Source organism: Candidatus Nitrosocosmicus oleophilus, assembly GCF_000802205.1.
Classification (GTDB): Archaea; Thermoproteota; Nitrososphaeria; order Nitrososphaerales; family Nitrososphaeraceae; genus Nitrosocosmicus; species Nitrosocosmicus oleophilus.
On record NZ_CP012850.1, the window covers coordinates 1,823,845 to 1,850,088 of the forward strand.

Genomic DNA, 26,244 nt, shown 5'->3' on the forward strand with positions numbered 1-26,244 from the left:
GCAATCATTCGATGTGTCATATGAGGGCCTATATGTCCTCTAATCCGAAGCCGGTTTTCACAATTGTGAAAATGAATTTATCATTTGTTCATAGACTCTATGTTTTAGATTATATAGAAGTTAAGAGTAACATATTCTTTTGAATATCGTCTTAAAGGACTAATTAATCTTATAAACACGATTAGGTTGATTATGGATCCATAACAACGATTAGTTGCTGGGGATTATGGGTCATTGTTAATTACATTGACCTATTATTGTTTAAAAATGGGCAATAAGATTTTTGATTTACATACGCTAGAGGTTAAGCTATTTAATAAAGCCGCTGAAACGGCAATGAATATTTCGAATAATAATTTTGATTGGAAAAGAGATATCCGATATACTACATACAATAGGCTTTCTTCTGTTATTCGTTTTGCAAAGCTATCCGTGATATTCAGAGATCAATGTTTAGAGAAAGACGATTGGTGGAATCCTAACTACGACATTTATTTTTCATATCTGGATCCATATGATGACAGCAACGTTTACGATAAAGCAACAATGAGATTTTTACGCCGTCAAACAATATCCAATGATTTTATCAAGACTATGATCGTAGGATTATATGCATCATCCTTCTCAATTTTGGATAGTCGGGTCAGGGTATTTTATAACTATTTACTAAATCCCTCTGAAAAGGGAGAATTAATAGAGGGTAACATTAGTAAACTTATTGAAAAAATATTAGATTTCTTGAATTTAAACTCCAAGAGTGGGTGTATCGAATTGTTTCGTAATGTCAGAAATACTATACACAATAATGGAGTATATACTCAAGATGATGATACTGTCGATTGCGGTGGAATATCATACAAATTTGAGAAAGGAAATCCACCAAATTATGGTGATTCTTTAGACCTATTGATACTTACAATATTGCCTGAAGTTGTAGAAATATTGGATAAGATAATCTCTCGGTTGTTGGTTGAAAGGATCATTGTAGACCCCTTCGCGACAGAAAATTAGTAAATAGGATAGCTACATAGAATAGCTTTACTATTATATGATAACTATAATAATATGTTAAGGGGATTCTCAAATTTCTTCATCCAGATCGAATCCATAATAGTAAATTTCCGGTCATCTAGGTAGATATTTTTATCTATGGCATGGCGAAATAGCCTTTGTATGCTCCTAGACCATTATGCTTACTGTATAAATCAACAAGTATCCGAAACTCTTTCTTCGGGTGTCCAAGAACGCGTATGTTAGTGTCATAAACAATGATATATTACAAATTGCTAGTGGATCTGAACCAATTACTTCATATAATCAAATTAGAAAAAGATTCGGAGACTATTTTGTATCGATGAATATGTACTATTGTCGCAAAGTCTTTGCTACCTTCCTAAGGAACGAAGGGATTGAACCAGAGATAATTGATCTGCTTCAAGGGCGTATTCCTAACTCCGTATTTGTCAGACACTATTACCGACCAGATCCCTCAAATTTTGATATGATTAGAGAGAAGTTAAGGAAATTGCATAATTTGATTGATGCATAGTATGACAATGATGATATTGGTCAGATATCAGACCTTTTTCGAGTGCAGTTAAAGAAGTATTTAGATATCATTTGTCAATGTGTATCTATAAAAATCACTTTGTTTATGTAACAATGACAATTCTTTAATATCAAATTACAAAACTTCATTTCATGGAACAGAAATCTGTATTTGATAATGCCAAAGCTGAAGCATTTGCTGGAAAGTTGTTGGAGATCCTAAATGGTGGCTGTCTCTCACTTTTGATAAGTATTGGCCATAAAACAGGACTATTTGATACATTATCCGGATTACAGAATCCGAGTACATCAGAGGAAATAGCAAAAAAAGCAAATCTCAATGAAAGATATGTTCGAGAATGGTTAGGTGGGATGGTAGTAGGCGGCATTGTTGAATATTTTCCTAACGAAAAAACATACCAATTACCTCAAGAACATTCGGCGTTTACTACAAGAGCTGCGGGAATTGATAACTTGGCTCTTTTTTCTCAGTATGTTTCTTTAATGGGCTTGGTGGAAGACAAGATTGTAAATTGCTTTAGAAATGGGGGAGGAGTTCCTTATTCAGAGTATCCAGATTTTCAATCTCTCCAAGCGGAAGAAACTTCTAGAGTATTTGATTTCAGATTGATAGATCAAATATTACCTTTGGCAGGTAAAGATATGATTGACAAGCTTCGCAGTGGTGCATTTGTACTGGAAGTAGGTTGTGGGCGCGGCCATGCGTTAAACCTTATGGCAAAAGCATACCCTAATAGCAAGTTCTTCGGATATGACTTTTCAGAGGAAGGAGTGGAAGCTGGAATAAAAGAGTCTAAAGAAATGAATCTCACAAATGTTGAATTTGAAGTTAAAGATGTCAACACTCTAACTGATACTAACAAATATGACCTAGCCATGGCCTTTGATACTATTCACGATCAAGCTCATCCTACAACAGTATTATCAAAAATTTATGAAGCCTTAAAACTTGATGGAACCTTTCTAATGCAAGATATTGCTGCTTCCAGTAATATTGAAGAAAACATTCAAAATCCATTGGCCCCCACCCTTTACACGTTCTCAACAATGCACTGTATGACTGTATCGTTGGCTCAAGACGGAGATGGCTTGGGTACAGTTTGGGGGCGACAAATGGCAGAACAAAAGTTAAGAGAGGTCGGCTTTTCAGGACCAATTGATGTAAAACAGATTGAAGGAGATATTTTGAATTACTACTATGTGGTCAAAAAGACCTGAGGACACAAGACTTTAATCGATTAGCGAGAATGTAGTACGATTACGGGATTTAATTCATAAGGCCTTATGACTCCAGCGACGCTATTTTTTAATCGCTAGATCAATATATTGTCAGGTTCGATGCTAAAATAATTTGAACAAAAGAACGAAAATCCTTTTCTATTACCTTGGCGAAAGATTTGCATGAATTATGAAGAAACTGTAAAGGAGATTGAGGATACATTTGGAATAATACCTGGGTTCATGAAGGATGCTCCACAAGATATTCTTATCCAAATGTGGCCATTGTTTAAGAAATACCAGATGGGAGAATCTATAATTCCTCAAAAGTACAGGGAAATGATGATGTTGGCAGCCGCAGCGGCAACTAAATGTCCGTATTGTCAAACATATCATAAGGAAGTCTGCAAGATGCTGGGCGCCACTGACGAGGAATTAAATGAGCTAGCTGCAATTATCGGAATGACATCATTTTGGAGTAACGTATTACATGTCCAAAACTATGACTATAACAAATTTGTGCAGGAGCTAAAGCAAATGGGAGAACACGTTTCGAAAAAAGGTAATCCTTGACATCTATTGAAATAGTGACTATTAATATATGGCGCTAGTGACAGGAATGACAGTAATCTCGAGCCCCTTCCCATTCATTTACCATTCATAGTTCGAAGGGAGGAAGGGAGTGTTCTTCCATTAAATGCTAAAGTTATTCATGAAATGGAAGGTTTGTTTTTCTATATAAGTTAGGTTGTTCTAACAGAGGAGATAATACTATCAATGGACACAAAATACCGTAAAAGAGGAAGTATTACCCTAACATTCATTTCAAAAAAATTGCTTCATCATACTGATAAACTCGTCATCTGACATTTTTCTTTTGGCTTCCATCCATTGTTCAACGTCTTTACCTGCAACATATCGTAATTTGTGGTCTGGACTAGTAATTGCCTCAAGTATAACTTCAGCCACATATTGTGGTGTTGAACCGTTGGCAATCATCTTCTTTACGTTAGATTCCATTGCTTTCATTAATGGAGCGTAAGGAGAATTAGGATCCTGAGATTTCTTTGCAATTTTAGAAGCATGATGAAAGTCAGTATCAATCACACCTGGTTCTATTATCACTGTTCTTATACCAAATTGTTCTAACTCATATGACATTGATTCACTTAAACCCTCGACTGCAAATTTTGTACTCACATAAGCAGAGCCGGTAGGGTAACCAAACCTTCCTACACCAGAGCTTATGTTAACAACCACACCTGATCTTTGTCTTCTCATAATTGGCAAAACAGCCTGAGTCGTTATTATAAGTCCGTACACATTCGTTTCATACTGTTCCTTTATTTCATCAATAGTAAGGTCTTCAAAGGCACCAGATAACGCATAACCAGCGTTGTTAACCAATATATCTATTCGGCCAGCTTCGTCATAGACATTTTGAACTGCATTTTTTATCGAATAATCATCGGTAACATCAAGTTGAACAAAGTGCATGTCAAGTTTTTCTTTCTCTGCAATGGATTTTATTTCTGAACTTTTTTGCAAGTCCCTCATCGATGCATAGGTTTTAAAGTTATTTCTTGCAAGTAAAAGTGCAGTTTCACGGCCTATTCCAGCTGAGCCTCCAGTGATAATTACTACCTTTGAATCTGATGATGATGACATGCTAATATGTAATTAAAAGATTTGATGTTTTATTTCTTTACCTGCCTGTAGAGTAAAATAAGTCTAAATCAAAATATAATATGCTTTATAGACAATTCCAATTTTAATATAGATCTGTAAAACAGATTTAAAAATACATACAAATTAAAAAAGTATTCATATAATTGAAAATGGGAACTGTCGTGTTTCCTGCCGTATTTAAAATGACGTTGGCTATAATAATGACTATTTTATCAGTTGTTGATTTAGACCTATCTTTTATTTAATTTTTATATAAATCATCTTGCCCTGTTAAAATAAATTAATTCAAATAGCCTAAATAATTCACCTCTTGACAAATAGAGTGGACCATCTTTGACTATGAATCAGATATTTGCAACAAGAGGAATTCGCGGCAAAAAAAACATGGAACTAAGAGAATAGAGTGATCATCATTCATCATTCATCATAACTTCCTCGGTCGGGGTTTTAATAGATGAAGTATTTTCATACGTAAACCCAACCTGATGGCAGATTTAATTTCTCATCGTAAGTAGGGTATTTCGGATTCTTTGGATCATAATTCGGCTTAAATATTAAAATATTTAGTATTCCTAAGAATTGTTTAAGTATAATAATTACTCTCGGTATTTTGGCTACAATTGACTAGATATTGATACGCAAAGATTATTTGACTCATACCTCGTCGCATGGTATTGCATTTGCTTGTTAATTTCTTATAATGCTTATAATTTATTTAGGGCTATTATTGAACCAAAATTTTTTTAAATATTAATCGTACTTTATTCAAAGCTAATGCCCAGTGAATATACAAGGCGACAGTTTACTAGTTGGTTTAAGGAAACTTACCCTCAAGAATATTATTTTTTTAATAAAATTGAATCTAATCTTGGCAAATTATATTCCAATGATTATCTGGTTCTTAATGACGGTGAATTCGCAGAGATCTCAATACAAATTCGAAAACTTGAAGGCGACAAATACCACTTAGCCACTAATCAATATGGAGCGATTTTCCTTGGTTCATTATTCAAAACGATTTTGGAAGAATTCAATAGCAACATGGAGTCTATAGTCTCAAAGAAGATAAAAGATGAATTTGAAAGTAAACTCGCCATCAAGTGTTCAAATTGCGAAAACTTGAATTTATCGGGATCAAGGTATTGCAATAATTGCGGAACAGGTTTGGATGATGTCAGCACTAACCACAGAAAATCAGAACGCTAATAATATCGACCTAATTTTTCAATATCTCGTTAAGAGAATTCATCTTGCGGCTCTGATAGATATAATACGAATATCTGTTCAAGTAACGTATCTGAATAGAGGTAAAGGAGACTAACACAAATATCAAATTCTATCAGAAGATGCTTTTTAATTCAAGGTATATGACCACAATAGAAAAGCAGCCTGAATAGACTGAGATTTTTGATTGCGCCTATTATTCAAAGATCCAGTGCAATCTCGCTCACTATTTTACTCGCTCCTTTCCTAACAACCACGTCATATACAAAACACTTATTTCCGATCCCTGTGAATAATCAAGTACTTTTTATCAAATAGAAAAGATTAACTTCGAATTCTATAAAATTTATAAGCACATATACTAATGAACAATTAATGAATAACAAGATTTTCAAGAACACCTCTTTTTGCATCCTTTTGAGTGCATTCGCGATGTTAATTTTTACTTCCATTATATCTGGTTCGCATATGATGGTATTCCACAGTTCGTATGCACAAGTAGGGAGTATGTCTACTCTTCAGAATACTCCTGCAACTTTTGCTGTAAGCATAATCCCAGGCGCAGCTCAGAAAGACAGTGCATATCACTATTTCCCGCCTGCGATTAATGTACCTATTGGAACTACTGTCGCCTGGTTTAACAATGATTTTGGTCAGCCTCACACAGTTACAAGCGGGGAACCAGACTCATCTCATACTGGATCCGTCTTTAACTCGGGAATAATGCCAGCCACAGCCAATTCATTCTTTCAATATACTTTTGACAAGCCTGGAAATTATGTCTATCATTGTATAATTCATCCTTGGAGGACCGCAATAGTAACTGCTAATGATGCTTATGAGAAAGGTCATTATTTACAAATGTCCTCGGGAGTTGGATCGGTGCTTAACCTTACGAAGGACTTTAGAACATTGCTTAATTTTGAACCTTTAACCGTTGCGCTTGACAAGACTACCCCATTAACATATAACATCACGATACAAAATAAAGATCAAAATAGCACCGAATTCACAGAAACATTTGTTACTTCTGGGGAATCTCTACCTCTTGAATTAATACAGAGCAATGAAAACCAAACTAGCGTTTATGGTCCTGACTTTAGCAGTACTGGAGCTTACCATGTCAACGCACCTTTTCTTAAAGGTGAGCAAAACTACATCATAAGAGCAGAATTGACCGCAATAGATTCGCAAACTCCTGAAACTCCTTTAGTCGATGAGTTTACCTTCCGAACAGTTGAGTAATAAACCCACGAATAGCCCATTTTATTTTTTTGTGCTGGTAAATTGATTGATTAGTCTTTATGGATCTTTGTTTGACCAAGCCAGGTAGTTTGTGCTAGACTTATAATGTATTCAAGGCGAACTAAATTAACTAGAGTGTTTGGCTACGGTTTTAATCCCAGTTAATCGTAATTTCATTACCACACATAGTATCATTTAGTCTGGGCGCGTGGGGGATTGTCCCCTATGGTGGTGGGGTTCTAATACATTGCTGTTGTTTCACTAGACATCAGAAAGCGGTGACCCAGTTGACATCAATTCGATATCGTATCTTTATATGCATTGGCTCAAATAACAGAACGATAATGGTGCAAAAGCAGCGAAATGAAACTGAGGATATAATCAGACTCAAGCATTATGAAAAGTTAAATAATGATTTAGAATTGGAAACATCATGGAAAAATCGGTAATAATTGTATTGTTTATTGTACTTTTGATTGCAGTATTACCCACTAACGCCTTGTTTGCATCTAAAGGAAATAAGAGTCTTGTAAATCAAGATATGGTTAGTGCGGATTCTAATAATTCTAGTATAGTTTACGATTCGAATTCAAGCCCATTTAATATTTCCTATGCTGACTGGACTGAAAAGTGGTGGCAATGGACGTATTCCATACCTTGGAACAAGAATCCATCATATGATGATACTGGAGAGCACTGCGATGAAAATCAAAATGGTCCAGTATGGTTTTTGACTCAAGCATTTGAACATCCAGTTGAACGTACTTGTAACATACCTCAAAATACTGCGTTGCTAATTACAATATTAAATTCTGAATGTTCTTATGCGGAGTTTAAAGAACTGAAAACTGAAGAAGAACTAAGAGAATGTGCCAAAAATATACAGGATTTTGTTACTGGAGCAAAAGCTTCCCTAAATAATATCACTATACCTAATATAGATGAGTATCGTATTCAAACAGATTTGTTTAACTTTACATTGCCTCAAGATAACATATTGAATTTAACTGCTCAGACAACACAAGCCGTAGCGGATGGAAATTGGCTTTTTCTAAAGCCACTGCCTCCAGGTAACTACGAGTTGAAGGTAAAAGGAGAAATAGATTCTAAAGCATCTGCAAATGAAACAGGTGGTAATGAATACAATGGACCAATTGGTTGGAATCAAACTACTATATATAATTTATTGGTAAATTAACAGATTTCTACTTTAATTTAACCCTGCTTCTACATCTTATATGTTCTTTTAACATCGATGCAATGGTAAATTTAAATATCCTTTAATGGTAATAGTCCTACTCCGATGGGATTAAGTTCCCTGTGGTAATAGGGTTCTAATGCAAATACAGATTTTCCTAAGACAAGAGGATTGTAAAGGATTTGAGGGTATTGAAATTAAGTCAAGTTCACAGCGTTCTTAGAGCATATTTCATCCCCATCAATAATCACATTGATATTAATTAACGATAAGATTTATTGAAATCAAATATAACCAATAATATCAAAGATCTGCACGTCACTGGTATGAGAAAGAAAAATATCTGACACTAAAAGTATTAGCTTTGTGGGAAAAACTTGGCTAGATATGCAATTTTAGTATTGAATATGTTAAATGACTTTATTGAAGGTAGTTTAAAATATGAAAGGGCATTAGAGATTATTCCAAATATTCGCACTTTGTTAGATATAGCCAGGAATAATCAAATTCCTATTTTTTATTGTGTAGATGAACACCTTCCGACTGACAGTTATGAATTAGAGCTATAGGCACCACATGCAATGAAAGGTACAATTGGACAACAAATTAATGATGAATTGAAACCACAAAAAAATGACACAGTTATTACAAAAAGAACGTATAGTGCATTTGATCGAACTAACTTGGATAGATATTTAGCCAGAGTATATGATGGAAAAGGTGCAGACTCAATAATAATTACAGGAGTACACACAGACATTTGCGGAAAACATACATCATACGACGCTTTTACAAGAGGTTTGAAAATCATAATAGCAGAGGATGGAGTACAAGCCTTTTCAGAAGCAGATCATATATCCGGTCTTGAATATATTAAAAAAATTTATGGCGCTGATATAAAAAAAATAGACAAGATTATCGAACTTCTCGTTGCCAATAAACTATAACTAAATCAGTATAACAAAAGAAGACGTGTAAAGTCATTATATGGATCAGAACTATAAATTATTCGAATTTCAGTTAACTACATTAAGTGCCAATTTAAAAGATGTTTCAATATTTGAAGTTATAAAAAGTATTTAATTTATTACTCTAACTAATACAGTTCTCATCTATTTTAACAGATCACCTTTTAACAATGTATGAAATTCATTATCAGTTAGTTCTTTTTTAAGCCTCGAGTATTTTTTTGAATCGTTTCCAACTGTCATTCTTAAGATAGGGCTAGAAGTATTCGATTCATCAGAGACTATTCCAATACTAGTGATTATTTCGTCCGCAACAACCCTCGGATGAGGAGCTTTACTCATGGCATTGAAGTAAAATGTCAAGAATCTTTGCATGGTGTCATTGTAGAAGGATAATGAAGTACCCTTCTTATCATCGCCAAACTGGTTAATCTGAATCCCTTTTTTATCTACGCCATATTTATTTGACGGCAAAACTAAATCTTGTGCAAATTCGGTATTTATTACTCCAGGTTCAATTAATACCATTTTGATTCCAAATGGTTCTAATTCGTAAGATAAAGCTTCACTCATTCCATCTACTGCAAACTTTGTAGCAGAATAAACAGATTGAGAAGGTATTCCAGCCAATCCCGACATAGAACTAACATTAATTATTATACCACTTTTTTGTTGCCTCATGGTTGGAAGAACATTTTGAATTACTCTCATGATACCAAAAACATTCGTCTCAAATTGCTTTCTAATTTCATCCATTGTAAAGTCCTCCATTGCTCCAAACAAACCATAGCCAGCGTTATTAACTAGGATGTCAAGTCGACCATATTCATTTACTATTTTTGTTATTGCTTTATCTACCGAATCATTATCATCAACATTCATTTCGAATAAATTTATTGGGATATTTTCTTTCCGTGCTATACTTTCTATTTCAACCGACTTTTTTAAATCTCTTATGGTTGCACAAGTTAGGAAACCATTTCGAGCAAGTGCTAAAGATGTCTCAAGGCCTATGCCTGTTGAGCTTCCGGTCACTACTGCTACTTTTTTGTATTCGCCAGACATAACATAAAACATGAGATGGAACAGGACTAAAATGTTTTATTATATGTGTAGTCGCTGTTAACTTAGGCGTTTATCATCTCCTTGTTATGATAATCTGCAAATAAGATTTAACCAATTCCGTACGTGTTTTAGTTTACAATTTTTTACATTACAAGGAAAGTAGTCATCAAAGCTTTCAGTCCTGTCTTTGATATACTGTATAGTTCTTTCGATAAGGCTTTTCTCTAGAGGAGAATGAATATGATACCTATATCGGTATTTTAAATAGGATTCTAGTATGAAATTAGAGAATAGCATTTCTTAAAAACTTTGTTAAGTTCCTATTCATCAAGATTTAGATCACTTTTCTTCGGAAGCATATTAATGGATCGGGCCCGGTGGGCTTCAGGACGAATTCGGTCCTATAGTGTGGGTTCTGCAGATAAATGACTCACCGAGAATACTATTCATTTAAGTTAATTTAAGATAGTATTATTCTACGCTCCTCTCATTGCTATTTGGCAGGTCCATTACACTACCTTTATTTGGCTTGTCTGGCTGTTCTAGAACTCTATCATCTTGTATAGGTGCCGAAGGACCTCTTGGTGAAGGTGTATCAATATAGGCTTCAGTGCAACTGCTTGGTGGAACTGTGTTTAAGCACGTTTGACACCAATTGATGGTTTTTCCAGGATTCAGTATATCGGGCTCATCCCAGCAACACGTAATATATACATCTTCCTTACCATCAGGGGGCATCATTAATAGAGCATTCATTTTTGCTACCAAAATTTGGATCTGGTGGTAGAGCAAATACCACAGGCGCGCTAAAAGCCAAACATATCAAAACAGATGCTAAAGCAATATCGCTTTTGGCTTTCATTAGGATAAAAACTCTCTTTTAATCCTAATTTCTAGACTATAATTATGATGAATAAGTTTTTCACGTACTTGGCTATAATTGATTGTATACATAAATCTCGATAAATGTCAGAAATATTTGAGAATGTCTAACTAATTCTAAGAATTTTAGACTAACTACAACATCTAACTAATTCTAAAATTTTTTAACTAACAAAACAATAACCTAACTTGAAATCATTAGACTAGTTAAAGACAACTGGCCCGGTGGTATGTGAAACAAATTTGACTCGATTTTATCACTATTTTATAATAAATAACATGACAATTCGTGAGTATTGCTTTAAGTAGACCTATTGATCATCAAAAAAACAAAAAAGAGATTTAGTAAAACAGTAGTTTGATTGCTACTACTTAGTTAGACTATTACCACTTCCTATAGGTTGGTTAGCATTTGGGTTAGGTGGATTATAAGGACAACCTAAAGCTGAACAGGTGATAACTCCTTCTGGTTTTTCGCTTCCATCAAGTGGTACACAAATAGGGTTAGGGCTATTGGGGTCGTATCCATACCCAGGCGTACAACCTATGGTTATTAATGTCGAATTGCTGTTGACTACAGGTAACTTATTTCCTATAATTGAATTGTCTGAGATACTCGAATTGTTTTGTACTTCACCTGTGGATTCTTCACCTGTGGATTCTTCACCTGTGGATTCTTCACCTGTGGATTCTTCACCTGTGGATTCTTCACCTGTGGATTCTTCACCTGTGGATTCTTCACCTTGTTGAGGAATAGCAGAACCATAAACTGTATTTTCAATATCCATCGAATAAGAAGATAATAACGCGACAGTGACCATGGAAGTTATTAATGCAAATAGCATGGCGATTAGGAAAATGGGTTTATTAGCCAATTTTATTCAGATATTGATTCTCAGAGTATTATAAATACGTTTAAGCGTAAATAATGATAAGGTTTTCTTTGTTATCAACTGAATTTTTTTATAATCTTTTTTAATAATATCGACAGTTTAGAATTACTATATCTCTAATTTTAAAATTAAGTTGTTACTAAATTAAATCGGCAGCGCAGTCGGATTATGTGACCTAGGATATAAGGGATCGATAAATGTCATGAGACCATCGTCAACTACCGATTAGAACTTTGGAATTATCTAAATTTGAAGGGGAGACTTGCTATCTAATGCATTGTTAGACTTGTCCATTGACCAGGTACCGGATTCGTCGTCATTATTGTCCATGGAGCCACCATCATCTGAATCGTCGTTGTTACCTGATGATGATGATGATGAGGAGGGGCCACCATCATCGCCATCCTGTGGTGACCCGCTAGCATACATGATGGCTGAAGTAGGTAACACAAACAATAAAGTTACTATCAAAACTAATAGCAAATTAGTTATTCTATACATGTTTCTCTTATAGGGCACATACATAAAAAGACATTGCCATGTGTGATTAGTCAAAGTGAATGATTGTGAACGAGAAAAAGTCTATTCTCATTAACACATCATATGCTGACACTTTTTATTTTTGCTTTCTGAATATTGATATCTTCATATTTCTGATTTATTCAAAGTATTTGCAGATGATGACTTTATAGTGATTATAATGATTGGGAGTCTTCTAGTTTGTTTGTCATATGATCCATGAAATGGGGTGTGTATATGACAAACTGAAGTTAATGCACTGTCTCAATTACTTGGTCAATACTACCACCATCAGAAGATGCCATAGGTTTTAGTAACAATATTAACATCCAGGTTCAAGGAAACTCGGGTAATAACGTAGGTGGCCTATCAGGCGGTAATAATGTATTGTATTCGGCTTGACCCATATTCCAAGAACAGTCAATTATACAGAATAGTACTTTTGAATCCTAAAGATAGCGATCGCAAATTATACAAGATAAGTGGATTATCCATATCAATGAAAAAAACCGACTCTTTTCTTTTCTAAAGTGAATAGTTACGAGACAGGCTGACTTGATTATATCAGATAGTTACTATAAATAGGTAGCTGGTTCGGTGGAAATCATGATGATATCCACATGAGTTGAATGTATCACAAAATTAAATTATCCCACATGGAAATACGGATACCAAATTTGGAATGTTAATGTTTTCTCTTTGATATCTCGAGGAAAAAATATACTATTGCAATGATTTCAAATCTACCCGCAATCATATTAAAAATAAGAGATATTTGAGAAATATTACTCATAGTTGGAGAGGTTATCCCTGTGGTAATCCCAGTTGTTGTCAATGCAGAAACCGATTCAAAAAGCGAATTCAAAAAGCCCTTTTGCTCAACAACCCATAATATAATCGCGGTGGCAAAAGATACAACAATAAATAAAGCTATAATTAGTAGGGCCTCTCTAAATGTTTTTTCTTCCTTTATCTTTTCAGATTTTGACTCATACTTGTTATGGGCTTGATTATTATACCGCGATGAAACTCCAGAGATGGACTTTGTCGAATCATCTGCGATAAATCTTTTTTTTGTTATTTTCTGCACAATTTGGAGAATTCTTCCTACCTTAATACCGCCAGCCATCGAAAAAGCCGTACCACCAATTAACATTATTATTATCAATAAAATCTTGCCTTCATCTGATAACACAGACATTTCAATAAACTGAAAGCCAGTGTTAGTAGAGGCGCTTATGACCTGAAACATGGCAAACATCGGCTTCGATGAAAAGTCTGTAGATGCAATCAAAAAGTAAAAAACAACAATTGAAATGGCGGTGATGGCCAAAAATGTGTAAATTTCAGGTCGCATCTTTGTTGTGTGCATTTCTTTACTAAAAATAGCGTAGTGAAATGCGAATGGAAGAGCAGAGATAATCATTGCGGACATGAGAATAAACATCTGGGCAGTGTCCTGAATGTTGAGCGCGGTGGAACTTGGAACGAAACCTCCTCCAGTGATGGCACTAAATATTAGCGAAAGGTTGTAGATAGTGCTCTCATACCCAAATAAATAGAGCAGAGTGGTCAACAATACCGTATATATCGTGAATATGACGGCTATTGTCAAAAGCAACTGCTTTAGTCTTAGGGCCACTCCACCAATCATACTCTTCATGTGGGCAAGTTTTTTCTCAGGGTAAAAGAAGGCCATAATTAGGTAAACGAAACTTAAGCCCCCAATCCACTGGGTAAAAGAGCGATAAAAGTCAAAGCTTTTTGGCAAGTCTTCAGGATGCATAATCTCACTAAGGCCCGTTGTGGTAAACCCCGATGCACTTTCAAAGAAGCTCTTAACAACTAGAGAAAAAGGATCAAGGTTCTTGTAAAATGGGTTGACATACATATATGGTATACTTCCAAAAAAACTCAAAAGGATAAAACTTGAAACCATTAGAACTGATGCCTGCCGCAGATTCATTGGTGTTTTTTCACCATACGCGTTTAATACAAAACCCGTTACAAACATGAATGTGATGCACAAAAATATACCAGCCGCGGATTCTAGCTCTCCCATCGCGATTGCGAGCATGGCCGGGCCAATAAACAAAAGACCCGCAAACTGCAGTATAAAACCAAGGTTGCCCCATATCGGTTTATAATGTTCCCTAATTACTACTCTATATGGTCTAAATGTTTTCTCCAATACAGAAGTCCTAATAGCGTGAGCAAGGCCTTCCTGGGTCACAATACCCAAGATATGTATGTTATCAGTGACTGGGATTCTTTTTATTACATTTAACCTCATAAGCTCAAGGGCTTGTCTTGCATTAGCCCTTGCAGATATTGTTATGATGGGTGAAGACATAATACTCTTTAAAGAAACCTGGTCTGAATCTTCGCCTTTCATAACAATTTTGTCTAAAATATCGCTGTCGGTAATAATACCGACATATTCATCTTTTTTATTCTTGACAATGATTGTTTCAGCTTTTTTATCATGCATCAGTTTGACAGCGGAAGCTGCGTCTGTTTCTTCATCCAATATAACAAGCTGATGATGCATGTATGAGATGACGGAGCGATCGAGGGGTTCTGTGACCATTATTGTTTCAGATTAAAGATCGACTTTATTCAGCGATGTTTAAACTTTACTTGTTGTATGGTGATAATGATGCAGGCAAGCAATGACAAACTCACGTTTATTTACTAGATGTAAATGATTTATTTTGGGCTGTGACTGAATATCACTAATGACTATTTGATTCTTGTTTTCTTAGGTACAATATTTGTTGCCTCTTTTTTGGAATCAAGGACCAGAATTCCATATACTATGATGTTGGTGGGATTGGGAATTATAATCAGCCTTGCAACTTTGCTCGTTAATGGATTTGACCAAATAAAAATTGACTCTAACTTAATAATAAATTTTGTAATTCCTCCACTCATTTTTGAAGCAATGATGAGAATCGACTACAAAGACTTTACGAGGGTAAAGATTTCTGTTCTCTTGCTATCTACCATAGGAGTGGCCATCACAACTATTGTTGTGGGATTATTATTAATGTACTTTCTACATCTACCGTTCCAATTGGCATTCTTATTTGCAGCATTAATTTCGCCTACAGATGCTGCCATAGTCATCAAGACTTTTAAAATGATAAAGGTACCTCGATTGCTTTCAACAATTGTTGAAATGGAGTCTTCTTTTAATGATGCGACAGGTATAATTATTTTTACAGCAGTTGCTGGAATAGTGTTTGGTGCAGTGCCGACATTTACCAATGACGCCATTGGAGATTTTTTTGCAACGGGTATCAATGAAAAAACACAAATGAACTTGGATATATTGCGTGAAATTGGCCTATTTCTTCTAGTGTCCCTTGGGGGAGTAGCAGTTGGTTTGGCAATCGCAATAATAACTAACAGGCTTCACAGTCTGATGAATAATCCTTTTTCAGAGATATCATTAACTATAACTACAGTATTCGGTTCAGCAATGGTTGCAAATGCTTTTGGACTTTCGGGTTTAATTGCTGTTGCAACGGCTGGGCTTTATTTCGGTAATGTAACTATGAGAAAGGAATCCTCGATGAGCAAAGAAGTAAGAGACACGGTATCTAACTTTTGGGATATTGCAGCTTTTTTTGCCAACTCTTTGGCTTTTCTTTACCTTGGAGTAACCATGAACATAGTAAGCATTGGCCAGGAAATGCCCCTTATAATCCTGGTTTTTGTGGTGGTGTTAATAGGTAGGGCATTGTTTACATATCCCATTCTTGCATTGGTAAACAAATTTACTACGGAAAGTGTTCCTTTGTTTTGGCAAAACATTATAATGATTGGAGGGATGAGGGGAGCGATATCTGTAGCCTTAGTAACGTCTCTTCCACAAAGTGAAATGAAAACCAGTCTTGAAACAATAACTTTTGGAGTTGTATTACTATCCTTGGTTATACAGTATATCGTCTTGTCAAAATACATTAAGCGAGTAAATGCAAAGTTTGACGATAGTATCAAAGTATAAAGTAACAAAAAAGTATAGAACCAATAGAAAAGGTCTAAAATAAATCATTTCCTTTAATCTAAATGAAATATTATTTCTCAGAATACAGCGATATTCTCTTTTTTTTTAGAACTAAAACAATTATACGTAATTCATTGTAATTCGGATACTTTATTCCTAAAGTAGTAAAATGTAATATTAGATAAATGTAATTTTAATGGCTTTCATATAAGACAGTAGTCATCCATTATTAAGTTGTAAAACATATTTTTGGAAACAAGATTATCACATATCGAGAGAATTTCGAATCAAACTATATCATTATTAAACTATTATATACAAAAAAACGAGGTGGGGTGTTGGTTTTATCACAACTCAAAATGCTATAATGCCCATGCATCCAGAAGATGAAGCAAAGACCATATCAGAATATGATTATGGTTTACATTGTTTGGTTATCTACTCTGATTTATCTATGTTAAGGCAATTTTACTCACATTATATACCTAAACAAATCAAGCACAAAAAAAAATTTATTCAAATCATGCCTTTCTATGAAACAGAAGAATCTGTTAGACAAGTTCTCTATGAAGGATACAAAAGATTTAACACTGATAAAATTAGAGAAGGAGAGGTAGAAGAGAAAAAATATTGTAAATTTAACAAGAAGAGAAAATTTATCTAACCCAGAGATAATCAAGGAAATACATCAGGAAATAGTATTAACTTTTCAAATAAAATCTAAGTGGGAAATTCAGAGAAACGCTAATCTGTCTAAATATGATGTAATCACTGTTTGGGTAAAATGCAAGAATTGTTCTCAAATTTATCCAATTCCGATAGAAATCGAGAAAGAAAAATTAGATCAGATGGAATGTTACCATTGTAAAAATAATACTATGGAGTTTTATAATTTTGAACAAGAAATGAACAAATTGTTTCGAAATAGATATCTAGATAGGTATTAATTACGAACTTTATCTGATGGAAATGCACACTCCTTCCACCGGTGCTCTAGATATATTTATTTCATGTAGATATCTATCTAACTTGAGGATACTTGTTCAATGAAATTCATATTGCACGTAGAAAAATTGCTTGCCTTCCATTGTAAGAGCCTACCCATCTATGAGATGGATCTTCATCTGATGGTTTACGTGGGGAATTTAGATACCTTTAATGTTGAATTCCGTCTGTTCTACTAAAATATAATCACAAACTAACTTTGTATTGATCGGATTGATTTTTGCTAACCTCTTTAATGCAGTATTGAAATAAGGTCGTGACAAAGATTTAGTTATTAGTTTAATATTTCTATCGAGATCTAAATCACTATAAAAATCAGGGGTGTTATTCCCTATCAAATTACTATCCCCCAGATTAGCCAAGAATAATTAAAATTTTCAAACTTGGTATATAACATTTGATGAAGAACCCACATTTAAGGCGCCGGGAGAGGGATTTGAACCCTCGAGGCCCTCACGGGCCACAAGCTATATAGTTTCCTAATTTCCAGGCTTGCGCCCTTCCAGGCTAGGCGACCCCGGCTTTTGATTAGATGATAATTGTCCTCTTTTTATGTATATCTAATATTAATTTATTTTTTAAAACTAGCTCATTTCTATCCTGTCGATCATACGGCCGGACAGCAAATCAAATTTATATATCTTTGAATGGCCCGTGCTAGCTTTATGATCTTGAACATCGGAATAAAATAGAAAATTTTGATTACATTGAGTACATACCCAAACAATATTTAGATCTTTGTCATTCATCTCTTTGTCTAAGCATACGATTCAAACATACGATATAAGCAGTTTGAAAACAAATAATGTTAATTTATTTTGATTATTCTTTAGTAAAAATAACTCCAATTATTATAACGAGAAAGTGTAAATAACTATTTTAATACAGCGCTGTTTAGATTGTTTATTACATGATATTTCTATGTATTAATCAAACTCTCTTGACATCGTTAATAAACGGTTGCCATAATTCATAAAGTACTTTTTTTGGATAAGTTTATAGTTGGTTAATTTCCCAGGATTGTTCTTTTTCAAACCGTGAAAAACACAGAAAATGTCCGTCCTGAATTAGTAATTGATCAACTTTTATACTCTGTGATACAAAAACAAATCCAATCATTACTAAACGATATAATCATTCCTTCATTAAAACATGTGTTAAGAATAATTTATTGCAAATCTATTTTATTCAATTATTCATGATCTTGTAAAAGTCACTAGGGATACATGTGTAGAGGATTTAAGGAACATGTATTTGAATTCTCCTGAACTTTCCAACACCAAAAAAAGTAGAAGCCAAATACGTCATAAAGGACTAGAACCCTAAAATCGACTTTGGTATTCTGTCTTTCAAACAAAAGGATTTCCCCGAATCTAGATAGATAACTTCAAAGGATTTATTCTATATTCTTTTAGCAGAAAAAATAACAATACGTCATAAATATCAAATAAATTAATTTAGTACGCTAGAAATAGCATACTTTTAGATGAACGTATTTCATCGGACATTATAAGAGTATGAATAGGGTTAACGAACCAATTGTGGCGTTGCTTCCTCATGTGTTCTTACCCCTAGGATTATGTCCGCAATTAGGTTATAGCGAGTATAGCTGCGTTAGAAGTTATTCTTGATTTAGACTTGTCATAATTATAAATTTATCCTTCACGATAATCGTATCATCAGTCTAGTACAACTTAGAATGTGGTTTTTTTAATTTCCAATATGTGATAATTCTGAATCGACTCTCACTTTATAGTTTATTTGTCCACTAATCATGAAGTTTAACGTGGGGCTGTAAATGATCAACTTATAAATTTAATACTTACAAGATTATCCACATTGGTCTTAAAATTAGGAGTACATGTGTCTATTAGTGGCGGTATTTCAAATTCAGTTGATAACGCTATGAAAATTGGCTGTACCGCATTTCAGGTATTTACCAGAAGTCCAAGACAATGGAAGACTAAAGAATTGACTTCACATGAAACCGAGATCTTTAAAGAAAAATTAGGCAACAGCCCCATTGATCCTGAATCCGTTGTTGTACATATGCCATACTTGCCTAATCTTTCGGCACCTACAAGTGAAATGTATGAAAAATCAATATCAGTATTGACAGATGAAATAACAAGGTGTAATTTGTTGGGTATTCCTCACTTAGTTATACATCTGGGGAGTCATCTAGGTCATGGACCAAAAAATGGGATAAACCAACTTGTAAAAGCTTGTACTAAATCATTATATGCTTACAACGATCTAGGTCAATCAAGGAACAAAGTTAAAATCTTATTGGAAAATAGTGCAGGGCAAAAAAATAGTATTGGAAGTCAGATCGGTGAAATGCAAAGCATATTCGATATCCTTGGGAAAAAAGATTATGGTTTGTGTATAGACACATGTCATTTATTTGCCGCGGGGTATGATTTATCTACTGAAAGTGGTGTATCAGCCCTTGTTGACAATATAGATAGTCATCTTGGCTTGGCAAACATAAAAATAATTCATTTAAACGACTCAAAAGGAGAATTAGGATCGAACCTTGATAGGCACTATCACATTGGTTTAGGAAAAATTGGAGAAAACGGTATTAGATGTTTGGTAAATTACAAGAAACTAAGCCACGTTCCAATTATTATGGAAACTCCTATTGACTCTGTTAGAAATGATATTGATAACATCGAATTCGTAAGAAATGTTCTATGCAAGTGATCACCATTGACAATCATGATTGCCTTACTTTTGTTCTTACACTATTAAGAAAAAGTAGGCAATAAATGATGACTCTACTTTGTTAAATATGATATCAAATTATCACTTTGTTTGATTAAATTAAATAGTTCGAGGTAATTCAAAGATGACAAACGATCAATAGGTTGTGAATTTTTGGATTATTTATCAGCTAAATCTCATTCTTATTCGATTCGGAGTTGCAATCGATCTCTAGATTTCTAATAAAGCTTTATTTTTGGAATAGATCCTATGTTGTTTAATATTGTAATTATCGATACAATTTTGGATTGCAATATAAAAATATTACATAATTGGTGCGAAGAAAACATAGTTTAAATACTATGATACCGCTACTATTTATACCAGACCCATTAACAAGCTCCACTGAAAAAGGTAGTAAAGGCAAAGTGTATTGGTATGCATACTAGGTAAATCCAGTTGTGCTAATGTTCATGCCTTGTAAGAAATGATCAACCATTTAAGGAACTGTTACCCTTTGAAAGGCCTTTATTACCTTTCCTAAATAATATTGGGTGAATGCCCCATTACAAAATTAGCTAGAAAATTTCCAAATAATTTTTCCCTACCCAATCTCAAGCTATTTCTTTATTGTGATTTTACTGGTTCTATTCTCAACTCAGTTGATGGGGATTTTCACATTTCTTAATCAAAAATTACTCCTAGAGTAGAAGAAAGATGTCCAGCTTCGCCTATCCTGTATTAATATGGGGTTTAGGTATTAAGGCAGTTTATGCTCTTTATTATTAAACTTATTAATCAAGATGGTTTACCATATTTGTGATTCGAATAAGGGAGGGAAAACCTGACACGGACCAATCTGAGAAAGTTTTTCTTACACTTGACAATCAGAAAGAAATAGCTTACGATTCTTATCCTGTTGTTATTAGACCACCTGATATGGACCATATAATTTACAAGGCATCTGTTCTGGAAAAACAAATGAGGCACCGGTAGTGATTTCACTTGGTGGTTTCTAAAAGATGTATATACCATTTATGTCATCATAGGATAGGGTAGATGCATGGTCTCTCAATCTTATGAGAATAAATTCGGAATAAAATTATCGGATGATCAACGAATCAGCAATCTTGATAGCAATGGGTTGATCAAAACTGAAGAGTTGGTTCAAAAAATTCCATTATACAACGAAAAGCTTGACGTTACCAAAAGAAGTGAGAATGGGAATTTGAAAATTGAAAAGAAGTGGATTACGGTTAAGAAGGAAATTGAGATTCCTCTAAAATATGAGGAGATTTTCATTAACGACAAAGTTTTCGATTCTTATAGCGATAAGGAGAAAGGTGAAATCTTCTTTCATATAAAAAGCAAGATATCTGACGCATTTTTACGAGAAAAGACCGATGAGAAGGACATCAAACAACCTGAACCAACTGGTAGCGAGGTAGAGATTGTTTGTTGGGATCCAGAAGGATTTGAATCGAATAAGAATGTGGTAAGTGAGATACCGATTTCACTTTCATATGTTACAATAGCCGACCAAACCGGTATCCAACAGGCCGACCAAACCGGTATCCAACAGGCCGACCAAACCGGTATCCAACAGGCCGACCAAACCGGTATCCAACAGGCCGACCAAACCGGTATCCAACAGGCCGACCAAACCGGTATCCAACAGGCCGACCAAACCGGTATCCAACAGGCCGACCAAACCGGTATCCAACAGGCCGACCAAACCGGTATCCAACAGGCCGACCAAACCGGTATCCAACAGGCCGACCAAACCGGTATCCAACAGGCCGACCAAACCGGTATCCAACAGGCCGACCAAACCGGTATCCAACAGGCCGACCAAACCGGTATCCAACAGGCCGACCAAACCGGTATCCAACAGGCCGACCAAACCGATACTCAAGAAACCTTCGAACTCTGGGGTGAAGAAATTATTATCGACAAGAAAATGGTTAAGCTAGCCGAGATTGTTATCAAGAAATATCAAGTCAATGAAAAACGAAAAATCGATGTTGAGGTTAATCGAGAAAAACTTACTTTAAAATTTCCTGGTAATTTCAAGGAAGAAATTTCTTGATTCAGAAGTATTGTATTGGTAATGGATAAATCTTAATCCATATTATTTTATATATCTTGTTATCAATATAATTTGTGCGTGTTAGTAACAATAAGGATAATATAGATTGGAAAAATGTTATTAAAAAAGAAGTAATTGGCACCGACGGTTTAGATTTGGGAGAAGTGGTAGAAATTGGCGATAATTTCATTGTCATACAGAAGGGGCTATTTAACAAGAAAAGGTACGTAATACCAAATTCAACCGCTGAAAGTTTTGATGGGGATATACTCCGCGTTAAAGTAAACGAAAAAGAGTTATTGGGATACGAGGAAACTAACGACCCTGCCTTCAAGGATTATTCTAAATTTAAATCATCAGATATGTCTAAAGAAATGGAAACCAGAATTCCAGTTATAGGCGAAAATCTACAGGTTTCAAAAAAAGTTGTCGAGGATAAGGTTGATATCATAAAAGAACCTGTTAAAGAAACAAAAACCGTTGAGATAGATTTGACTTATGAAAAAGTTACCATTGAACGTATACCCATTAACAATGAAGAAACAGGAATAGAAAAATCTTCTGACCAAACCCAAGGGTTAGGAGGATCAGATGTTGAAAAGCCAGTATCTTCTCAAACCCCTCCTAGTCAAACCCTTGCTGACCAAACCCAAGGGTTAGGAGGTTCAGATGTTGAAAAGCCAGTATCTTCTCAAACCCCTCCTAGTCAAACCCTTGCTGACCAAACCCAAGGGTTAGGAGGTTCAGATGTTGAAAAGCCAGTATCTTCTCAAACCCCTCCAAGTCAAACCCCTCCAAGTCAAACCCCTCCTGGTCAAACCCCTCCTGGTCAAACCCTTACCTACCAAACCCAAGGGTTAGGAGGTTCAGATATTGAAAGGCCAGTATCTTCGAGAACTCAAATTTCAATTCCGCTGAAAAGAGAGGTCCCGGTAATAATCAAGAATCCATATGTTCGCGAAGAGGTAGTTATAAGAAAAAAACCAGTGAAGGAAACCAAAATAATTACTTCAGACGTGACTAACGAAGAAGTTACGTTTGAGGACAAATCAAAATACGATGAGACGTGAAAATTAGATAAAACATTTTTATTGAGATAAGGCGTCCGAGTTTTTCAAGATTTGATCTTGATTAAAACTGTGTTAATTAGAACCTGTGGGAGCCAACGTGTCAGACACTCCTAGGACTGAAAAGTAATCATACCTTCCGCTGATTAAGAGTATTATCCGCTTTTATTGTTAACTTTCGTTTTGATATGATTTCATACCGTGTCTTAATTACTCAATATCATTAAAATCTCATTATTGAATAATTTTTAGTGTAATATGCCTTATTTTGTATTACTTTTTTCATGAAAAAATTGCTAATAAAACATTTTTTTCCCACAAATAGATTTAAGGATCTGAATTTTCATATATGATTAATTATCGATGAATACATATGATGAAATAATACAGCTAGCGCTAGAACGAGGATTTTATTTTCCAAGTAGTGAATTATATTCTGATGCAAATGCTGGATTTTGGGAGTACGGACCCAATGGCGTAAGAATGAAAAATAAATTCTTAGACTTATGGAGAAGAGAATTGGTTAGGAGAGACAACATGCTTGAGATAGATGGATCACAAATAATGAGCAAAAATGTATTCATGGCTTCAGGGCACTTGACCAATTTTACCGACCCAATAGTCAAATGTAAAAAATGTTCTAGCTCCTTTAGGGCAGACAAACTAATACAAGAAGTGGCAAAAATAGATGTGCCTGAAAGGATGGAAAATGAAGGCGTTGACGATTTAATTCTACAAAACAATATTAAATGTCCACTTTGTAAAGGAGAAATTTCTAAATCTGAAAGATTCAATATGATGTTTAAGATAGAGATTGGACCAAATCGAGATGAGGCATACCTTAGACCCGAGACATGTCAATCCATTTTTGTCGATTTCTCTAGATTATTTAAAGTTAGCAGAGGAAAGTTACCTTTAGGTATAGCACAAGTAGGCAAGAGTTTTAGGAATGAAATATCACCAAGACAGGGACTTCTGCGTCTAAGAGAATTTTATCAGGCTGAGATTGAGATATTTTGCAATCCAGCTAAACTAAATGACTTGAATAAGTATGATGAAATAAAGAACACTCTTTTGAGGTTTTATGATACTCGTATAGTAGAACTGTCCGTAGAAGAAGCACTGGAGCAAGAGATCCTGCCAAATAAGTTAGTTGGGTATTATTTAGCATTGCTTGTTGAATTCTTTGATAAGACTGGAATAGACAAGAAGAGGACTCGACTCAGACGTTTGTCAGATCAAGAGAAGGCGTTCTACTCTACTGTTGCGTTTGATTTCGAAGTGGATACATCGATCGGATGGTTAGAACTAGTTGCCTGCAACTATCGCTCCGATTATGACCTAAAGTCACATTCGGCTACGAGCAAAACTAATCTTGAAGTAATGGATGAGGATACTAAAGTATTACCGCATGTATTTGAACTCTCATTGGGAGTGGATCGGTGTATTTACTCCATACTAGAGCATTCGTACTTCATAGATAGGCAAAATGACGACCGAGTTGTCTTGAAACTAAAACCATATCTTTCCCCCATTCACGCAGGTATACTTCCATTAATAAAAAAACAAGAGTTTAAGGATAAGGCTTCTAAACTCTTATCCAATATTAGGCGGGATTTTGATGTTTTCTACGATGAATCTGGCTCAATCGGGCGTCGTTATCGTCGTCTTGAAGAAATCGGAACCCCTTTCGCCTTTACGATCGATCATCAAACCCTCGCAGATGACACCATTACCGTTAGATTCCGTGATTCTATGAATCAGGAGCGAATCAAAATAGATGAGGTACACTCGTTTCTGTCCAAACAAATATTATTTTAACCTGGTTTGAAATGATTGCGCATCGCTTACCAGTATGCGCTGTCTGTTTCATCTATGTGATTTTTCTGTAAGCTTTTATCTTTCCCGACTTCCAAATCTTCTTTAACTTTTTTTTCCTTCATGTATTCTATATAGTACAAGATCAGTGACTCTTCCTTAAAGATCCCTTCGGCTGCTATAACTGAGGGGGTCTTTGTAGTTGGTAACTCTCCACAGCAACTATCCTCAAATTTCTTAATATGATATTTTACAAAATCTATTTCATTATCCTCGAATAGTTCTACAATCTTTTGTGATTGGGGTGAATCATCAATTAGTATGATAGGCTTTCTGGCTCTCATTTAAATCCCTTGTATTATCATCATAAGAGAACAATCAAATTAATATTTTATTGATTACGTTTTAGCAAATATTTATCTCTACTTTGGACCTTTTCAAAACGGTAATAGTAAACTAAAAATAATTTCAATACATATAATAAATTAAAACACTCTTGAAAACGCTTTTAATAAACAATTTTTCACCTTTCATAGGAAACATTGTAGAACTATTGAATGAGCTTGAGAATAGTTTTGAATGTTACGATTGTAATCAAATTCACGCTCTTGATACACATTTAGATCTGCTACAGAGATTTGATAACGTCATCTTGTCAGGCCGTCAACAAAATTCCTCACTTATTAATAAGATTAATTCTCGTATTGTAAAAGGGTGTTTAGTATTGGATAAACCATTGTTGGGAATTTGTTATGGGGGGCAGATTCTAGGCCTGACTCTGGGGTGCACATTAAGAAAGATTCAAAAAATTAAGGATACAATCGATATTGATCTAATAGAACCTACACCTATACTTGACGGTTATAAATCGGTTAAGATGTATGAGAGCCACAATTTCTGTATTTCAACCTTGTCAGATGATTTTAGGCTGTTAGGAACTTCTTCTCATTGCGATAATGAATTATTCTGCCTCAACAAGAAACCATTATTTGGAACACAATTTCATCCCGAAAAGAGTGGCAAACCCGGAAGAGACCTTATGGAGAACTTTCTTAATATACATTAGAACTACCA

The 26,244-nt window shown here is 34.8% G+C and carries 23 protein-coding genes, 1 tRNA gene and 1 pseudogene; 16 read left to right on the forward strand and 9 right to left on the reverse strand.

Annotation, left to right across the window (positions count from 1 at the left end):
- Positions 1-267 precede the first annotated feature (267 nt).
- The 4 genes from NMY3_RS08815 to NMY3_RS08830 all read left to right on the forward strand — a co-directional run bounded on the left by NMY3_RS08815 (position 268) and on the right by NMY3_RS08830 (position 3,360).
- Positions 268-1,011, forward strand: a complete 744-nt coding sequence (locus NMY3_RS08815) for a hypothetical protein (protein WP_196815523.1) — start codon at positions 268-270, stop codon at positions 1,009-1,011.
- Between the two features lie 223 nt (positions 1,012-1,234).
- Positions 1,235-1,549 (forward strand): integrase, encoded by a 315-nt coding sequence (locus NMY3_RS08820; RefSeq protein WP_196815524.1) that lies wholly within the window; start codon positions 1,235-1,237, stop codon positions 1,547-1,549.
- Between the two features lie 152 nt (positions 1,550-1,701).
- Complete coding sequence (locus NMY3_RS08825) at positions 1,702-2,787, forward strand: class I SAM-dependent methyltransferase (protein WP_196815525.1); 1,086 nt, start codon at positions 1,702-1,704, stop codon at positions 2,785-2,787.
- A gap of 183 nt (positions 2,788-2,970) precedes the next feature.
- Positions 2,971-3,360 (forward strand): carboxymuconolactone decarboxylase family protein, encoded by a 390-nt coding sequence (locus NMY3_RS08830; protein ID WP_196815526.1) that lies wholly within the window; start codon positions 2,971-2,973, stop codon positions 3,358-3,360.
- Positions 3,361-3,612: 252 nt separating this feature from the next.
- Here NMY3_RS08830 and NMY3_RS08835 read toward each other — a convergent pair whose 3' ends face one another.
- Positions 3,613-4,455 (reverse strand): SDR family oxidoreductase, encoded by an 843-nt coding sequence (locus NMY3_RS08835; protein WP_196815527.1) that lies wholly within the window; start codon positions 4,453-4,455, stop codon positions 3,613-3,615.
- Positions 4,456-5,250: 795 nt separating this feature from the next.
- Here NMY3_RS08835 and NMY3_RS08840 point away from each other — a divergent pair.
- From NMY3_RS08840 to NMY3_RS08860, 4 genes and pseudogenes are all read left to right on the forward strand, one after another.
- Positions 5,251-5,682 carry a zinc ribbon domain-containing protein gene (locus tag NMY3_RS08840; RefSeq protein ID WP_196815528.1) on the forward strand — a complete coding sequence of 144 codons (432 nt, stop codon included), beginning with the start codon at positions 5,251-5,253 and terminating at the stop codon, positions 5,680-5,682.
- Between the two features lie 393 nt (positions 5,683-6,075).
- On the forward strand, positions 6,076-6,945 hold the full coding sequence (locus tag NMY3_RS08845; protein ID WP_196815529.1) for a cupredoxin domain-containing protein: 870 nt from the start codon (positions 6,076-6,078) through the stop codon (positions 6,943-6,945).
- A gap of 433 nt (positions 6,946-7,378) precedes the next feature.
- Positions 7,379-8,143, forward strand: a complete 765-nt coding sequence (locus tag NMY3_RS08850; RefSeq protein WP_196815530.1) for a hypothetical protein — start codon at positions 7,379-7,381, stop codon at positions 8,141-8,143.
- Positions 8,144-8,544: 401 nt separating this feature from the next.
- Positions 8,545-9,090 (forward strand): annotated as a pseudogene (locus NMY3_RS08860) (isochorismatase family protein).
- 165 nt (positions 9,091-9,255) lie between these two features.
- On the opposite strand, the gene NMY3_RS08865 reads toward NMY3_RS08860, so the two are convergent.
- Positions 9,256-10,176 (reverse strand): SDR family oxidoreductase, encoded by a 921-nt coding sequence (locus NMY3_RS08865; RefSeq protein WP_196815533.1) that lies wholly within the window; start codon positions 10,174-10,176, stop codon positions 9,256-9,258.
- A 471-nt stretch (positions 10,177-10,647) separates the two neighbouring features.
- Positions 10,648-10,932: a hypothetical protein gene (locus NMY3_RS08870; protein WP_196815534.1), complete on the reverse strand. Its 285-nt coding sequence runs from the start codon at positions 10,930-10,932 to the stop codon at positions 10,648-10,650.
- A gap of 2 nt (positions 10,933-10,934) precedes the next feature.
- On the opposite strand from NMY3_RS08870, the gene NMY3_RS16900 reads away from it, so the two are divergent.
- Complete coding sequence (locus tag NMY3_RS16900; RefSeq protein WP_257719974.1) at positions 10,935-11,060, forward strand: hypothetical protein; 126 nt, start codon at positions 10,935-10,937, stop codon at positions 11,058-11,060.
- Between the two features lie 366 nt (positions 11,061-11,426).
- Here the strand turns inward: NMY3_RS16900 and NMY3_RS08875 are convergent, their stop codons facing one another.
- The 3 genes from NMY3_RS08875 to NMY3_RS08885 form a co-directional block, all read right to left on the reverse strand.
- Positions 11,427-11,933 carry a hypothetical protein gene (locus tag NMY3_RS08875; protein WP_196815535.1) on the reverse strand — a complete coding sequence of 169 codons (507 nt, stop codon included), beginning with the start codon at positions 11,931-11,933 and terminating at the stop codon, positions 11,427-11,429.
- Positions 11,934-12,194: 261 nt separating this feature from the next.
- Positions 12,195-12,476, reverse strand: coding sequence for a hypothetical protein (locus NMY3_RS08880; protein ID WP_196815536.1), 282 nt, complete (start codon positions 12,474-12,476; stop codon positions 12,195-12,197).
- A gap of 679 nt (positions 12,477-13,155) precedes the next feature.
- Positions 13,156-15,060, reverse strand: coding sequence for a potassium transporter TrkG (locus tag NMY3_RS08885; protein ID WP_196815537.1), 1,905 nt, complete (start codon positions 15,058-15,060; stop codon positions 13,156-13,158).
- Between the two features lie 156 nt (positions 15,061-15,216).
- Here NMY3_RS08885 and NMY3_RS08890 point away from each other — a divergent pair, with 156 nt between their 5' ends.
- Positions 15,217-16,482 carry a cation:proton antiporter gene (locus tag NMY3_RS08890; RefSeq protein ID WP_257719975.1) on the forward strand — a complete coding sequence of 422 codons (1,266 nt, stop codon included), beginning with the start codon at positions 15,217-15,219 and terminating at the stop codon, positions 16,480-16,482.
- Between the two features lie 373 nt (positions 16,483-16,855).
- Positions 16,856-17,146, forward strand: coding sequence for a hypothetical protein (locus tag NMY3_RS08895; RefSeq protein ID WP_196815539.1), 291 nt, complete (start codon positions 16,856-16,858; stop codon positions 17,144-17,146).
- Between the two features lie 481 nt (positions 17,147-17,627).
- Here the strand turns inward: NMY3_RS08895 and NMY3_RS08900 are convergent, their stop codons facing one another.
- Together NMY3_RS08900 and NMY3_RS08905 are read right to left on the reverse strand one after the other, a co-directional pair.
- Complete coding sequence (locus NMY3_RS08900; protein ID WP_196815540.1) at positions 17,628-17,849, reverse strand: hypothetical protein; 222 nt, start codon at positions 17,847-17,849, stop codon at positions 17,628-17,630.
- A gap of 59 nt (positions 17,850-17,908) precedes the next feature.
- Positions 17,909-18,009: transfer RNA gene (locus tag NMY3_RS08905), tRNA-Ser, on the reverse strand.
- A gap of 1,317 nt (positions 18,010-19,326) precedes the next feature.
- On the opposite strand from NMY3_RS08905, the gene NMY3_RS08910 reads away from it, so the two are divergent.
- From NMY3_RS08910 to glyS, 4 genes are all read left to right on the forward strand, one after another.
- A complete protein-coding gene (locus NMY3_RS08910; protein ID WP_196815541.1) occupies positions 19,327-20,196 on the forward strand; it encodes a deoxyribonuclease IV in 870 nt (289 codons plus the stop codon).
- Between the two features lie 1,063 nt (positions 20,197-21,259).
- Positions 21,260-22,285 carry a DUF2382 domain-containing protein gene (locus NMY3_RS08915; RefSeq protein ID WP_196815542.1) on the forward strand — a complete coding sequence of 342 codons (1,026 nt, stop codon included), beginning with the start codon at positions 21,260-21,262 and terminating at the stop codon, positions 22,283-22,285.
- A gap of 74 nt (positions 22,286-22,359) precedes the next feature.
- Positions 22,360-23,355, forward strand: coding sequence for a DUF2382 domain-containing protein (locus NMY3_RS08920; protein ID WP_196815543.1), 996 nt, complete (start codon positions 22,360-22,362; stop codon positions 23,353-23,355).
- A gap of 360 nt (positions 23,356-23,715) precedes the next feature.
- A complete protein-coding gene (glyS, locus tag NMY3_RS08925) occupies positions 23,716-25,173 on the forward strand; it encodes a glycine--tRNA ligase (RefSeq protein ID WP_196815544.1) in 1,458 nt (485 codons plus the stop codon).
- A gap of 26 nt (positions 25,174-25,199) precedes the next feature.
- Here glyS and NMY3_RS08930 read toward each other — a convergent pair whose 3' ends face one another.
- Positions 25,200-25,514, reverse strand: coding sequence for a hypothetical protein (locus NMY3_RS08930; RefSeq protein ID WP_196815545.1), 315 nt, complete (start codon positions 25,512-25,514; stop codon positions 25,200-25,202).
- A 152-nt stretch (positions 25,515-25,666) separates the two neighbouring features.
- Between NMY3_RS08930 and NMY3_RS08935 the strand changes: the two genes are divergently transcribed.
- A complete protein-coding gene (locus tag NMY3_RS08935) occupies positions 25,667-26,236 on the forward strand; it encodes a type 1 glutamine amidotransferase (protein WP_196815546.1) in 570 nt (189 codons plus the stop codon).
- Positions 26,237-26,244: the final 8 nt, after the last annotated feature.

Coding starts and splice junctions, on each gene's coding strand:
- NMY3_RS08895 (WP_196815539.1), top strand. CDS start 16,856: ATGCATCCAGAAGATGAAGCAAAGACCATATCAGAATATGATTATGGT.
- NMY3_RS08850 (WP_196815530.1), top strand. CDS start 7,379: ATGGAAAAATCGGTAATAATTGTATTGTTTATTGTACTTTTGATTGCA.
- NMY3_RS08840 (WP_196815528.1), top strand. CDS start 5,251: ATGCCCAGTGAATATACAAGGCGACAGTTTACTAGTTGGTTTAAGGAA.
- NMY3_RS08885 (WP_196815537.1), bottom strand. CDS start 15,060: ATGGTCACAGAACCCCTCGATCGCTCCGTCATCTCATACATGCATCAT.
- NMY3_RS08830 (WP_196815526.1), top strand. CDS start 2,971: ATGAATTATGAAGAAACTGTAAAGGAGATTGAGGATACATTTGGAATA.
- NMY3_RS08870 (WP_196815534.1), bottom strand. CDS start 10,932: ATGAATGCTCTATTAATGATGCCCCCTGATGGTAAGGAAGATGTATAT.
- NMY3_RS08880 (WP_196815536.1), bottom strand. CDS start 12,476: ATGTATGTGCCCTATAAGAGAAACATGTATAGAATAACTAATTTGCTA.
- NMY3_RS08865 (WP_196815533.1), bottom strand. CDS start 10,176: ATGTCTGGCGAATACAAAAAAGTAGCAGTAGTGACCGGAAGCTCAACA.
- glyS (WP_196815544.1), top strand. CDS start 23,716: ATGAATACATATGATGAAATAATACAGCTAGCGCTAGAACGAGGATTT.
- NMY3_RS08915 (WP_196815542.1), top strand. CDS start 21,260: ATGGTCTCTCAATCTTATGAGAATAAATTCGGAATAAAATTATCGGAT.
- NMY3_RS08835 (WP_196815527.1), bottom strand. CDS start 4,455: ATGTCATCATCATCAGATTCAAAGGTAGTAATTATCACTGGAGGCTCA.
- NMY3_RS08815 (WP_196815523.1), top strand. CDS start 268: ATGGGCAATAAGATTTTTGATTTACATACGCTAGAGGTTAAGCTATTT.
- NMY3_RS08845 (WP_196815529.1), top strand. CDS start 6,076: ATGAATAACAAGATTTTCAAGAACACCTCTTTTTGCATCCTTTTGAGT.
- NMY3_RS08825 (WP_196815525.1), top strand. CDS start 1,702: ATGGAACAGAAATCTGTATTTGATAATGCCAAAGCTGAAGCATTTGCT.
- NMY3_RS08930 (WP_196815545.1), bottom strand. CDS start 25,514: ATGAGAGCCAGAAAGCCTATCATACTAATTGATGATTCACCCCAATCA.